Below are 12173 nucleotides of genomic sequence, written 5' to 3'. Positions count from 1 at the left end.
CGACATTCCTACGCTGCCGCCAACCCCACGAGGTTTCCCCATGAAGAACCATCTGCCGACCGCCGAACAACTGAAGCTGGACTGGGCCAACAACCCGCGCTGGGCCGGCGTCACCCGCAGCTATTCCGCCGAGGACGTGGTGCGCCTGCGCGGCACCGTCCCGGTCGAGCATTCGCTGGCCCGGCTCGGCGCCGAGAAGCTGTGGAAGTCGCTGCACAGCGAACCCTTCGTCAACGCGCTCGGCGCGATGACCGGCAACCAGGCCATGCAGCAGGTCAAGGCCGGCCTCAAGGCCATCTACCTGTCCGGCTGGCAGGTAGCGGCCGATGCCAACCTCGCCGGCGAGATGTACCCCGACCAGTCGCTGTACCCGGCCAACTCGGTGCCGCAGGTGGTCAAGCGCATCAACAACACCCTGCTGCGCGCCGACCAGCTGCACCATGCCGAGGGCGACGACTCCATCGACTTCCTGCAGCCGATCGTGGCCGATGCCGAAGCCGGCTTCGGCGGCGTGCTCAACGCCTTCGAGCTGATGAAGGGCATGATCGAGGCGGGCGCCGCCGGCGTGCACTTCGAAGACCAGCTGGCCAGCGTGAAGAAGTGCGGCCACATGGGCGGCAAGGTGCTGGTGCCCACCCGCGAAGCGGTGGAGAAGCTGACCGCGGCGCGCCTGGCTGCCGACGTGATGGGCGTGCCCACCCTGATCGTGGCCCGCACCGACGCCGAGGCGGCGGACCTGCTGACCTCCGACGTGGATGACAACGACAAGCCGTTCTGCACCGGCGAGCGCACCATCGAAGGCTTCTACAAGACCAGGAACGGCCTGGACCAGGCGATCAGCCGCGGCCTCGCCTACGCGCCGTATGCCGACCTGGTCTGGTGCGAGACCGGCAAGCCGGACCTGGAGTTCGCGCGCAAATTCGCCGAGGCGATCCATGCCAAGTTCCCCGGCAAGCTGCTGGCCTACAACTGCTCGCCGTCGTTCAACTGGAAGAAGAACCTGGACGACGCCACCATCGCCAAGTTCCAGAAGGAAATCGCCAGCTACGGCTACAAGTTCCAGTTCATCACCCTGGCCGGCTTCCACGCGCTCAACTACGGCATGTTCGACCTCGCCCACGGCTATGCCCGCCGGCAGATGAGTGCATTCGTCGAGCTGCAGGAAAAGGAGTTCGCCGCCGCCGAGCGTGGCTTCACCGCGGTCAAGCACCAGCGCGAGGTCGGCACCGGCTATTTCGATGCCATCACCCAGACCATCCAGGGCGGCAAGTCGTCCACAGTGGCGCTGAAGGGCAGCACCGAGGAAGAGCAGTTCCACGCCGGCACCCGCGCCGCGGCCTGAGGCCACCCCGCCATCGCCCGCGCCGGGCGATGGCGGGCACGGGGCGGGATGCCACCGGCGCAACGGCTGCCGGTGCCACTGTCGCAATACGGCGGCGGATGCGATGGTATCCTGCGGCTGGATCGGAGGGGCCGGAGCCGCACAGGGGAACGCGTGGCAGCACTAGCGCACATGATCGATGCCCGGACCGGGGTGGACGCCAGCGCGTCCGCGCTGCATCCAGACGAGTACGCGCTGTTTGCGCAGGTGGCCCGATCGTGCCAGGTGGAAGCCGGGCAGAAGCTGTTCCGGCGCGGCGACCACGGCGCCGCCATGTACGTGGTCGCCAACGGCGCGGTGGAACTGGACTTCGGCGATGACCTGGTCGGCAAGCGGCTGGGCGCGCGCGCCTTTTTCGGCGAACTCGGCCTGCTGATCGGCGACCACGCCCGCAGCGCCGACGCGGTGATGGCCGAGACCGGCGAACTGCTGGAGCTCGGCCGCGACGAATTCGAACTGCTGGCGCAGCGCGACCCCGCGCTGTTGGCGCAGTTCCTGCGCCGCGCGATCATGCGCGTGGTGCTTAACGAACAGGCCCTGATCGCGCGCCTGCGCCGGCGCAACCAGGATCTGCAGGAAGCATTGGACGCGCTGCGTTCGACCACCAGCCGGCTTGACGAGTCCGAGGCACTGACCCGCACCGACGAACTCACCGGGCTAACCAACCGGCGCGGGTTCGCCGCGCACGTTGAGCAGCGCCTGCAGGCCGGCGGCCTGGACGGGCACGTGCTGGTGCTGGTGGACTGCGACCGCTTCAAGTCGATCAACGACACCTACGGCCACTTGGCGGGCGACCGCGTCCTGCAGAGCGTGGCCAACCTGCTGCGCGCCGTCGCCGGCGCCGACGACATCGTCTGCCGGCTGGGCGGCGACGAGTTCTGCCTGATCCTGAGCGGCCACGCCCGCGAAGATGCGGAGCGGATCGCCGGCTACGTCACCGACAGCGCGCGCATGCTCGAGCGCATGCACAACAGCCCGCCGCAGATGACCACGCTCAGCATCGGCGCCTGCCTGATCGGGACCGGCAGCCATGCGGGTTGGGAACACTGGTACGCGCTGGCCGATGACGCCCTGTACCGGGCCAAGCGCAATGGCGGCGACTGTGTCGAGTGGCTGGACTGACGGGCGCATGCAGGACGCCGGCGCGCCGCAGGTTCGCACGCTCCTGCTCACCGATCTGGTGGATTCCACCCATCTGGTGGAGCGGCTGGGCGATGCCCCCGCCGCCGCGCTGTTCCGCGCCCACGATCGCCTGGTACTGGAGCTGCAGCAGCGCTGGCGCGGGCGCCTGATAGACCGCAGCGACGGCCTGTTGCTGCTGTTCGAGCGCCCCATCGACGGACTCGCCTTCGCCCTCGACTACGCCCGCGGCCTGCGCGACCTGGGCCGCGAAATGCAGGTCAAGCAGCCGCTGCAGGCGCGCGCCGGCCTGCACGTGGGCGAAGTGCTGGTGTGGGAGAACAGCGCCGACGCGGTGCGCCTGGGCGCCAAGTCGCTGGAAGTCGAAGGCCTGGCCAAGCCGCTTGCGGGCCGGCTGATGGCGCTGGCGCGGCCGGGCCAGATCCTGCTGTCTGCCACCGCCGAGCCGCTGGCCCACCGCGCCGCCCGCGAACTGGGCGAGCGCGGCGAACTGCTGGTGTGGAAGTCCTACGGGCGCTGGCGCTTCAAGGGCATTCCCGAGGCGCAGGAGGTGTACGAGGTCGGCGAGCCCGGGCTGGCGCCGCTGCGCATGCCCGCGCACACGCCCAAGGCCTGGCGTGACCTGCCGCTGTGGCGGCGCCCGGTGGCGCTGGCGGCAGAAGCATTGCTGGTGGCCGGCATGGCCATTGGCGCGTGGTTCCTGGCCCAGCCGAAGCCGGCGATCGCCTTCGCGGAACGCGACTGGGTGGTGGTCGGCGACCTGCGCAACCTCACCGGCGACCCGCGCCTGGACGAGGCGCTGGAACAGGCGTTCCGGATCAGCCTGGAACAGTCGCGCTACGTCAACGTGCTGGGCGACCTGAAGGTGCGCGACACCCTGCAGCGCATGCAGCGCAAGCCGGATGTAACGGTGGACCGCGCGCTGGGTTCGGAAATCGCCCTGCGCGATGGCGCGCGTGCGCTGCTGCTGCCCACCGTGGCCGAAGTCGGCGGTCGCCTGCGGGTCAGCGCCGAGGTCGTCGATCCGCACACTCAGACCACCGTGTATGCGGTATCCGCCGACGGCAAGGGCATCGAATCGGCGCTGGGCTCCATCGACGACGTCACCGACCAGCTGCGCGGCAAGCTGGGCGAGGCCCTGCAGAACGTGCAGAAGACCTCGGTGCCGCTGCCGAACGTGGCCACCCCCAGCCTGGATGCGCTGAAGGCGTTCGCGGTGGCACGCCGGCTGGCCATGACCACCGGTGATCGCGAACAGGTGCTGGGGCTGTACCGGCGTGCCCTGCAGCTGGACCCGCAGTTCGCGCTGGCCCACGCCGACATGGCGCGCCTGCACGCCTCGTTGGGTGAAGTGGCGGCGGCCCGTGATGAGTGGCGCAGGGCATTGGCATTGCCGCAGCGGCTGTCGCCGCAGGAACGGCAGATGATCGAGCTGATGCTGCTGCAGCACGATGGTCCGCAGAATTATTTCCGCAAGGCCGACGAGTACCTGGCGCTGTATCCCGACGACTACCAGACCATCGGCCGGCTCTCCAGCAACCAGTGGCACCAGCGCAACGATTTCCGTACCGCCGAGGCGTTGGCCCGACGCGCATTGAAGCCGCAGAACGAGCGGTTCGGTTCGGTCCACTACAGCATCGGCATCATGCTCCTCGGGCAGGAGCGTTACGACGCGGCGTTGGCCGAGTTCCGGCTTGCGCGCGAAACGGGCTTCCTCGGCGCGGGCGAGTTCTACGCGTTTGCCCACGAGGCCCGCCACCACTTCGCGGAAGCCGACAAGGTGTTTTTCGCCAGCGCCGTCGGGCGCACCGGCTGGCAGGGCGAGGTGGGCGGCATCGTCTGGATCAACCGCGGCCAGCCGGCGCGTGCGGCCGCTGCCGTGCGGGCATGGTCCGGGGCGGCCGATGCGGGGGACGACGTGCTGGAATCGCTGCGCGCACGGACGGCGCTGGCCAGCATGGCGGTGCTGCATGGACAGGGCGATGCGTCGGAGGCGCAGCAGGCACTGCTGGCGCTGGTCGATGCGAAGGGAGCTGCGGGTGATGCCGTGTACCCACCCATTTCGACCGAGTTGAGGCTCTACGCCGGCTTGCTGTCGGCCTACCGCAACGATCGGTCCGGCGTTGAGGACGCGCTGCGTCGCACGCAGGACAGCGCCGTCGTGCACGAATACCAGACCGTGCGGGAGCTGTACCAGGTCCTGCAGGCGGAGCAGGAACGGCTGGCCGGCCAGCCCCGTCTTGCAATGGCGCGCCTTGAACCGCTGGTGCGTCAGGACACCGCCTTGGTGGCGACGCATTGGGCGCTGATGCGGGCTGCACAGGCCGCGGGCCGGGCGGACGTCGCCAATGCCCAGGCCGAATGGCTGGCCACGCACCGCGGCAGGGTCTTCGCCGAGAGCACGACGTCCGACGTGCTGCGCTTCTTCAATATCTCCGTGTCCGCCGCCGCGCTGCGGTCGCAACAGGCGCGGATGCGGGCGGGAACAGTTACGCCTTGAAAAACGGCATCGCGCAAGGGCATCGGGCCACGTGTCCCGGCCTCTTGTGCCAGTCGCCTTGAGTGGCCAGCGGCTGGTGCCCCCAGCCTGGAGTACGGGTGCCGGATCCGCTCTGCAATGAACTCCGGGACACGCTCCCGGCGTTGCCGGGAGGTGTAATAGTCCGCTTAAGCATGTATTGCGTGCCTCCGCCCGGCAATCCGGCGCGGTTTTCCGGTGCCGTCAGTCCGCGCTGAACTGCTTCGCACACAGGAAGCTGACTGGCACGTTCAACGCGCTTTCCAGTTTGGCCCGGTCCCGCGCGATCTTGGCCTTGGGGGCGATGCGGTCGGTCGGTGCCAACTGCATGCACCCGCCCGCGGAGCTCGCTCCTGCCTCCACCTTGTATCCCACCTGCGCCAGAGCCGCATGGGCATCCTTCTTGAACAGACGGCGGAAATCATTGTCGGTAGCCAATTTTTCCAGCAGCTTCCTGGTGACTTTCGGATCAAGCGGTGCGGGCTTGGCGCCCTTCTTGGTAGCCATCGTGGGTTCCCCTGTGGTGGTAGGACGTGCGTGCCGGCGACGCTACCCTTGTCGCTGCTTGGCAGCAAGCGGCAAGATCGTGTTTTCAACCGGATGGACGCATGCGGATCAGGCGATGTGCGCTGCTGCGAATCGAGTCCCGCGAAGAGACCCGTTTCGATCTGGAGGCGCTGCTGGCGGGGGGAACGGGAGTGGTCAGCCGCATGCGCTGGCTTGCCCATGCGCCGGCACTGCAGGGCGAGTTCGAGTTGGATGCCGCGGAAGTCGTGCTGCTCGGAGAAACCAGCCCCAGCGACTGGGTGGATGCGGCGCCCGTGCGGATGCGCCATGGCGCGTCGCGCGTGCGGCGCCTGCTTCGCTCGGGACTGCTGGTGGGCAGCACCGGACCATGGGCGCACCGGCGCAGGGAAGACGAGCGCGTGCGTGCCCTGCATTGGCATGGGATTGCCGCGGACTATCATCGCGCCTCGCGCTGGGGTGGCATCGATGCCGCAGGCGAGGTTGAAGATGCCGGCCTGCACAATGCCGAAGGCCTGCGTCGTGCCTACGGCGTGCCGCCGCCCATGCTGCATGAGCGCGCCGACGGCGGCGCGATCACCGTCCTGCCATCCGCCCCTCGCGCTGCCTATGACGAACTTCTGGATGCGCGTACCAGTTGCCGCAATTTCGACGTCGGGCGGATGCTGCCATTGACGGGCCTGGCACAGGTCCTTAAGCGGACCTTCGCGGAGCGCGGGCGCGTCCGGGGCGCGGACGACTTCGATGTCCTCAAGCGCACCAGTCCCTCGGGCGGCGCCCTCCATCCCACCGAGTGCTACGTCATCGCCCGTCGGGTCGATGGTCTTGCGCCCGGGCTTTACCACTATCTGCCGGCCCGGCACGCGCTGCAGGCCCTGCCGATGGATGCCGCCGGGATCCTCGCGGATGCGGGGAGGCATCCCGTGGCACAGGGGAAGGGGGCGCTCGACTATCTGGCGTGGATCGCCGTCGGCGGCCAGCCGTATTTCGCGGAGGCCCATGCGCTCTGTGTTCTGGCGCCACGCTTCTACCGGAATTTCTGGAAGTACCGGCACCACCCGAAGGCTTATCGCGTCTGCATCCTCGACGTCGGCCACCTGTCGCAGACCTTGTTGCTCAGTGCCACCGAAGCCGGGCTGGGAAGCTTCGTGACAGCCGCAATCAACGAAGTCGACATCGAGCGCGCTTTTGGCTTGGAGCCGTGGTCCGAAAGCCCGCTTGCGGTTTGCGGCATCGGTCCGCGCGCGGACCGGATGGAGACATATGAGCTGGATCCCAACCGGCGTGCCTGGCCACGCTAGTCGAAGCCATCATGCCGCCGCGCGTTCACGCCCGCGTTCCAGCTTGCGGTAGCCGATCGCTTCGGTCAGGTGCGCGGTTTCGATGGTGTCGCTGCCGGCCAGGTCGGCGATGGTGCGGGCCACGCGCAGGATCCGGTGCAGCGAGCGCGCAGACAGCTGCAGGCCGTCGACCGCGCGTTCCAGCAGGGCGGTGTCGCGCGGGGACAGGCGGCAGAAGGCATTGGTCTGGGCCTGGTCGAGACGGGCGTTGGCCTGCCCACAGCGGTTGTACTGGCGAGCGCGTGCCGCGATCACGCGCGCGCGCACCAGGGCGCTGGCTTCGCCTGGCGGGCCGTCGGTGCGCAGCGCGGTGGGCGGTAGCCGCGGCACCTCGATATGCAGGTCGATGCGCTCCAGCAGCGGGCCGGAAATGCGGCCGCGGTAGCGGCGGATCGCCTCGTCGCTGCACAGGCAGCGTCCGGACGGATCGCCGGCCCAGCCGCACGGACACGGATTCATCGCTGCCACCAGCTGGAAGCGCGCCGGGAACTCGCACTGCCTGGCGGCGCGCGAAATGCTCACGCTGCCGGACTCCAGCGGTTCGCGCAGGACCTCCAGCGCGTGCCGGCTCCATTCGGGCAGCTCATCGAGGAACAGGGTGCCGTGATGGGCCAGCGAGATTTCTCCGGGCCGTGGGTCGCTGCCGCCACCGACCAGCGCCGCTGCGCTGGCGGTGTGGTGCGGGGCGCGGAACGGCCGCTGCCGCCAGCGCGTCAGGTCCAGCCCGCGGCCGCTGGCGGAAGCAATACTGGCGGCTTCCAGCGCCTCGGCATCGCTGGGTTCCGGCAGGATGCCGCCCAGCCGCGAAGCCAGCAGGGTCTTGCCGCTGCCGGGTGGCCCCACCAGCAACAGGTGGTGGGCGCCGGCCGCCGCGATTTCCAGTGCGCGCCGCGCCTGGGCCTGTCCGCGCACGTCGGCCAAGTCCGGCATCGGGGTTTCCGCGCAGGCGCGCGGAATGGCCAGTGGCAGTGTCTTGCGGCCGTCCAGCGCCGCGCAGACTTCCAGCAACGTGCGCGCGGTGCGCACTTCCACGCTGGCGGCTGCCAATGCGGCCTCTTCGCCGTTGCCCGGGGCCACCAGCAGGCGCCGCCCGCTGTTGCCGGTGGCCATCGCGGCGGCGAGCGCGCCATCCACTGCGCGCAGCTCGCCGGTCAGGGCCAGCTCGGCGATGAACTCCCAGCCGTCCAGCGCTTCCACCGACAGCTGGCCGCTGGCGGCAAGGATGCCCAGCGCGATGGCCAGGTCGTAGCGGCCGCCGTCCTTGGGCAGGTCGGCGGGGGCGAGGTTGACGGTGATGCGGCGGGCGGGGAATTCGAACTGCCCGCACTGGATCGCCGCGCGCACCCGATCCTTGGCTTCGCGCACCGCCGCTTCCGGCAGGCCGACGATGGACATCGACGGCAAGCCGCCGGCCAGATGCACCTCCACCCGCACTTCGGGCGCACGCACGCCCACCCGCGCACGGCTGTGCACGATCGCAAGGCTCATGGTGGCAGCCCTCAGTGGCGCGCGGCGTCGGTGCGGTCGCTGGCCTCGGCCAGTTCGGCCAGCTGGCGCTCCAGCGCTTCCAGCTTGTCGCGCGTGCGCGCCAGCACCGCGCGCTGCACGTCGAATTCCTCGCGGGTCACCAGGTCCAGCTTGCCCAGCCCGGCCTGCAGCACCGATTTGAAATTCTGCTGCAGCTCCTCGCGGCCATCGCGCAGGCCCGGCGGGACCAGGCTGCTGAGGCGGCGGGCAAGTTCGTCGAGTTGGGTCAGGTCGATCATGCGTGCGGATGTCATCGGAGGGGCCTCCTGCAGGGTGTCGCCAGCATGCGCGGGAGGATGTGCGCGCGCCGTCGGTGCGGGGCCCGGAGCGGGGTGGGGAAAGTCCGATCCTGCGGGTGCAAGTATGCCCGCATCGCCCGCGATATGCTCACCACATCAGGCAGGAGAGTCGATGATGAAAATGGTGATGGCGGTGATCAAGCCGTTCAAGCTCGACGATGTGCGCGAAGCGCTGGCGGAGGTCGGCGTGGCCGGCATCACTGCCACCGAGGTGAAGGGGTTCGGGCGCCAGAAGGGCCATACCGAGCTGTATCGCGGCGCCGAATACGTGGTGGATTTCCTGCCCAAGATCAAGCTGGAAATCGCCGTCACCGACGACCGCGTGGAAGCGGTGGCCGAAGCGATCATCAAGACGGCCGGCACCGGCAAGATCGGCGACGGCAAGATCTTCGTCTGGGATCTGGAGCAGGTGGTGCGCATCCGCACCGGTGAACTGGACGGCGACGCGCTGTAGCCGACGCTACTCTTCCACCCGGTCGCGGCCTTCGTGCTTGGCGCGATAGAGCGCCGCATCGGCGCGCGCAAACAGGGATTCGCGGGTGTCGTCGGGGAGCGCTTCGGCAACGCCGATACTGGTGCGGACGTGCAGCGCCGGGTCGATGTCCGGCAGCTGCAGGGTACGGGTGGCATCCAGCAGGCGGTCAGCGATCATCAGCGCCTGCTCGCGGTTGGCGTCCACGCAGACCACCACGAATTCCTCGCCGCCGATCCGTCCCAGCAGGTCGCGCCCGCGCAGCTGCGCCTGCCAGGCCACGGTGGTGGCGCGCAGCACGGCATCGCCCGCGGCATGGCCGTAGCGGTCGTTGATCGTCTTGAAATGATCCAGGTCCAACAGCAGCACCGTGAGCGGCTTCTGCGTCCGCGCAGCTTCTGCCAGCGCCTGCTCGACGTTCTTCTCGATGGCGCGGCGGCTGGCCACCTCGGTCAGCGGGTCGGTCATCGCCAGCGTGCGCAGGCGGAGCGTGCGCTGGCGCTGGCGCAGCGCCAGTGCCGTCAGCACCGCCAGCAGCAGCACGCCCAGCAGCAGGGCCAGGGTCTGCCAGCCGCGCACCCGTTCGAGCGCCTTCAGCTGCGCCTTGCGGGTGCTGGCCTCGGCGCGCAGCCGGTGGTTCTCGAACTCGCGCTTGCGGATCTCGTATTCGTATTCCAGCAGCCGGCTCTGCTCCAGCCGCATCTTGCCTTGCAGGGAGGTCTGCAGCGTCGAGTAGCGCTTGTAGTCGGCCAGCGCCTGCCCGGCGTTCCCCAGCGCCTCCTGGCTGGCGGCGCGCGCCTGGTAGAGCAGGGCAAGGTAGCGCTGGTTGCCGTCCTTCTCGATCAACGGCAGCGCCTGCGCGTAGCGGTCCATCGCCTCCAGGTGCCGGCCCTTGCCGGCAAGCGCCTGACCGGTCAGCAGCAGCAGCATGTCGTCGTTGCCATGGCGACTTTCCGCCTCGAAGGCAGCACGTGCCTGCGCCAGGCTGGCCAGGGCGGCGTCGTGCTCGCCGAGTGACACCTGCGCGGCGGCCAGGCCTACGCGTGCATTGGCGGCGCTCAGGGGTTCCTTGTGGGCAAGGGCAACCTCGATCGCGCGCGCAAAAGAAGCCTTCGCCTTCTGGGGATTGCCCGACTCGTCGTACAGGTAGCCGAGCTGCACCAGGTCGGTGATCACCCGATCCCAGTCCTGCTTGTCCTGCATCCTCTCCACAGAGTGGGTGAAATAGCGTTCGGCCTGCGTCCAGTCGCCAATGCGGCGATAGGTGATCGCGATCCACAGCATCAGCGAGTCGATCTCGTGGTCGATCCCGGCTTGGCGGAAGCTGGCGCGGGCGCGCTGGAAATCCAGCAGGGCCTTGGCCTGCTCGCCCTGCTGCGAAAGCAGCGAGCCGCGTTCGGTCAATGCCTCACCGAGCAGCTGCGACTCCGATGAATTCTCCAGCATGCTTACCATGCGGTCGGCTTCGAGCAAGGCCTGCCCGGCACCTTCAAGCTCCTGCACATAGCCGATCCGGCAGTACTGCGCGCGTCCCCTTGAGGCCAGGTCGCCCGCCGCCTGGGCGCGGCGCTGGGCCTCGTCGGCATAGGCCAGCCCCTGCTTCGGGTCCTTCCAGCGCTCGCTGGTGCAGTAGACCGAACGGAATTGCACCTCGCGCTTGCGATCCCCCTGCGGCAGCAGCACGCGCAGTTGCTGCAGGCGGGCCTCGTAGTCCTCCCAGGTCATGTCCATCGAGCCCGGACCGATGACCTCGGCAAAGATTGCATCGAAGCGACTTGCCGACGGCTGGGCCGACGCCGTCGCGACGCTCGGGGCGGTGGATTGGGTGGCGGGTTCGGCGGCCACACCCGAGCTGGCCGCCAGCACGAGTGCCAGCAGCAGGCTTGTCTTTCGCAGCAACCGGGTCATTTCCATCCGGGCTCCTGCACGCCAGCGCCGCCGTGTTGCGACAGTTCGATGGTATGCGGTTTTCCGGCGGCAGTGGGGGGGCTGCCCCCGGCGGGTCAGGCTTTCAGGGCGGCCGTCACAAATGGCGGCAGACTCTGCGCGCCCTTGTGGATGTCGGCGGTGTAATAGAGCGTGGCGAAGCCCTTGCCGCGGGCGTCGGCCTCACGGAAACCGAAATCGGCGCCGGCGGCCTTCTTCGCCATGGTGCAGCTCCACCAGCCGGTGGGATAGCAGGGCTGCGGGAATGGCAGGGTCTGGAAGCTGGCGAAGCCGGCCTTGCCCATCTCCGTGCGCATCTCGCGGATGAGGTCCAGCAGCACCAGCGGCGATTCGCTCTGCTGCACCAGGATGCCGTCATCCTTGAGGGCGCGGTGGCAGCTCTCGAAGAAGGCCTGGTTGAACAGGCCTTCGGCCGGGCCGACCGGATCGGTGGAATCCACGATCACGATGTCCACGCTGCCGGGCGCGCAGTTGGCCATGTAGGCGATGCCGTCGTCGAACAGCAGCTCGGCGCGCGGATCATTGTTGGATTCGCACAGCTCGGGGAAGTACTTCTCCGCCATGCGCGTGACCTGCTCGTCGATGTCGCACTGCACGGCCTTTTCCACGCCCGGATGGCGCAGCACCTCGCGCAGCGTGCCGCAATCGCCGCCGCCGATGATGACCACGCGCTTCGGGCCGGCGTGGGTGAACAGCGCCGGGTGCGACATCATCTCGTGGTAGAGGAAGTTGTCGCGGCTGGTCAGCATCATCGCGCCGTCGATCAGCATGACGTTGCCCCAGTCGGTCGATTCAAAGATCTCGATCTTCTGGAACGGCGACTGCACTTCGTCCAGTTTGCCGGTGATGCGGAAGCCGATGGACGAGCCGGCCTTGTCGAAGTTCTCGTACAGCCAGTTGGAGTCGGTCATGGCGCGGGGTTCCGGGGAATCGTGGTAACCGCGCATTGTAGCGAAAGGAGTTTCCTGCGATGTCGTGGCGGCCTGCCGGGCGCGCCCGGGCGGCGGCAGGCCGGCGGTGTCAC

10 protein-coding genes are annotated in these 12173 nt (G+C 68.8%); 5 read left to right on the top strand and 5 right to left on the bottom strand.

What is annotated here, in order from left to right; translation table 11 throughout:
- Positions 1 to 40: 40 nt before the first annotated feature.
- The 3 genes from aceA to G582_RS16095 all read left to right on the top strand — a co-directional run bounded on the left by aceA (position 41) and on the right by G582_RS16095 (position 5021).
- Positions 41 to 1342 (top strand): isocitrate lyase, encoded by a 1302-nt coding sequence (aceA, locus tag G582_RS0108595; protein ID WP_028839484.1) that lies wholly within the window; start codon positions 41 to 43, stop codon positions 1340 to 1342.
- Positions 1343 to 1513: 171 nt separating this feature from the next.
- On the top strand, positions 1514 to 2503 hold the full coding sequence (locus G582_RS0108590; protein WP_051247059.1) for a GGDEF domain-containing protein: 990 nt from the start codon (positions 1514 to 1516) through the stop codon (positions 2501 to 2503).
- Between the two features lie 7 nt (positions 2504 to 2510).
- Positions 2511 to 5021 (top strand): putative peptide modification system cyclase, encoded by a 2511-nt coding sequence (locus G582_RS16095; RefSeq protein ID WP_051247057.1) that lies wholly within the window; start codon positions 2511 to 2513, stop codon positions 5019 to 5021.
- A gap of 222 nt (positions 5022 to 5243) precedes the next feature.
- On the opposite strand, the gene G582_RS16090 is transcribed toward G582_RS16095, so the two are convergent.
- Positions 5244 to 5546 (bottom strand): NHLP-related RiPP peptide, encoded by a 303-nt coding sequence (locus G582_RS16090; protein WP_038053522.1) that lies wholly within the window; start codon positions 5544 to 5546, stop codon positions 5244 to 5246.
- 101 nt (positions 5547 to 5647) lie between these two features.
- Between G582_RS16090 and G582_RS0108575 the strand changes: the two genes are divergently transcribed.
- Positions 5648 to 6865, top strand: coding sequence for a putative peptide maturation dehydrogenase (locus G582_RS0108575; protein ID WP_028839482.1), 1218 nt, complete (start codon positions 5648 to 5650; stop codon positions 6863 to 6865).
- 9 nt (positions 6866 to 6874) lie between these two features.
- Here G582_RS0108575 and G582_RS0108570 read toward each other — a convergent pair whose 3' ends face one another.
- Together G582_RS0108570 and ubiK are read right to left on the bottom strand one after the other, a co-directional pair.
- A complete protein-coding gene (locus G582_RS0108570) occupies positions 6875 to 8392 on the bottom strand; it encodes a YifB family Mg chelatase-like AAA ATPase (protein ID WP_028839481.1) in 1518 nt (505 codons plus the stop codon).
- Between the two features lie 11 nt (positions 8393 to 8403).
- Positions 8404 to 8670, bottom strand: a complete 267-nt coding sequence (gene ubiK / locus G582_RS16085; protein ID WP_038053519.1) for a ubiquinone biosynthesis accessory factor UbiK — start codon at positions 8668 to 8670, stop codon at positions 8404 to 8406.
- 175 nt (positions 8671 to 8845) lie between these two features.
- On the opposite strand from ubiK, the gene G582_RS0108560 reads away from it, so the two are divergent.
- Positions 8846 to 9184 carry a P-II family nitrogen regulator gene (locus G582_RS0108560; RefSeq protein ID WP_038053540.1) on the top strand — a complete coding sequence of 113 codons (339 nt, stop codon included), beginning with the start codon at positions 8846 to 8848 and terminating at the stop codon, positions 9182 to 9184.
- A 6-nt stretch (positions 9185 to 9190) separates the two neighbouring features.
- On the opposite strand, the gene G582_RS0108555 is transcribed toward G582_RS0108560, so the two are convergent.
- Both G582_RS0108555 and speE read right to left on the bottom strand, forming a co-directional pair.
- Positions 9191 to 11110, bottom strand: coding sequence for a tetratricopeptide repeat-containing diguanylate cyclase (locus G582_RS0108555; RefSeq protein WP_038053516.1), 1920 nt, complete (start codon positions 11108 to 11110; stop codon positions 9191 to 9193).
- Between the two features lie 95 nt (positions 11111 to 11205).
- Positions 11206 to 12060, bottom strand: a complete 855-nt coding sequence (speE, locus tag G582_RS0108550) for a polyamine aminopropyltransferase (RefSeq protein ID WP_028839478.1) — start codon at positions 12058 to 12060, stop codon at positions 11206 to 11208.
- Positions 12061 to 12173: the final 113 nt, after the last annotated feature.

This window comes from Thermomonas fusca DSM 15424 (assembly GCF_000423885.1).
Classification (GTDB): domain Bacteria; phylum Pseudomonadota; class Gammaproteobacteria; order Xanthomonadales; family Xanthomonadaceae; genus Thermomonas; species Thermomonas fusca.
The sequence above is the reverse complement of the archived record's forward strand: the minus strand, read 5'-3'. Positions and strand labels throughout refer to the sequence as shown.

What these genes read in the sequence shown, in the direction of transcription:
- aceA (WP_028839484.1), top strand. Translation starts at nt 41, where the DNA reads ATGAAGAACCATCTGCCGACCGCCGAACAACTGAAGCTGGACTGGGCC.
- G582_RS0108590 (WP_051247059.1), top strand. Translation starts at nt 1,514, where the DNA reads ATGATCGATGCCCGGACCGGGGTGGACGCCAGCGCGTCCGCGCTGCAT.
- G582_RS16095 (WP_051247057.1), top strand. Translation starts at nt 2,511, where the DNA reads ATGCAGGACGCCGGCGCGCCGCAGGTTCGCACGCTCCTGCTCACCGAT.
- G582_RS16090 (WP_038053522.1), bottom strand. Translation starts at nt 5,546, where the DNA reads ATGGCTACCAAGAAGGGCGCCAAGCCCGCACCGCTTGATCCGAAAGTC.
- G582_RS0108575 (WP_028839482.1), top strand. Translation starts at nt 5,648, where the DNA reads ATGCGGATCAGGCGATGTGCGCTGCTGCGAATCGAGTCCCGCGAAGAG.
- G582_RS0108570 (WP_028839481.1), bottom strand. Translation starts at nt 8,392, where the DNA reads ATGAGCCTTGCGATCGTGCACAGCCGTGCGCGGGTGGGCGTGCGTGCG.
- ubiK (WP_038053519.1), bottom strand. Translation starts at nt 8,670, where the DNA reads ATGATCGACCTGACCCAACTCGACGAACTTGCCCGCCGCCTCAGCAGC.
- G582_RS0108560 (WP_038053540.1), top strand. Translation starts at nt 8,846, where the DNA reads ATGAAAATGGTGATGGCGGTGATCAAGCCGTTCAAGCTCGACGATGTG.
- G582_RS0108555 (WP_038053516.1), bottom strand. Translation starts at nt 11,110, where the DNA reads ATGACCCGGTTGCTGCGAAAGACAAGCCTGCTGCTGGCACTCGTGCTG.
- speE (WP_028839478.1), bottom strand. Translation starts at nt 12,060, where the DNA reads ATGACCGACTCCAACTGGCTGTACGAGAACTTCGACAAGGCCGGCTCG.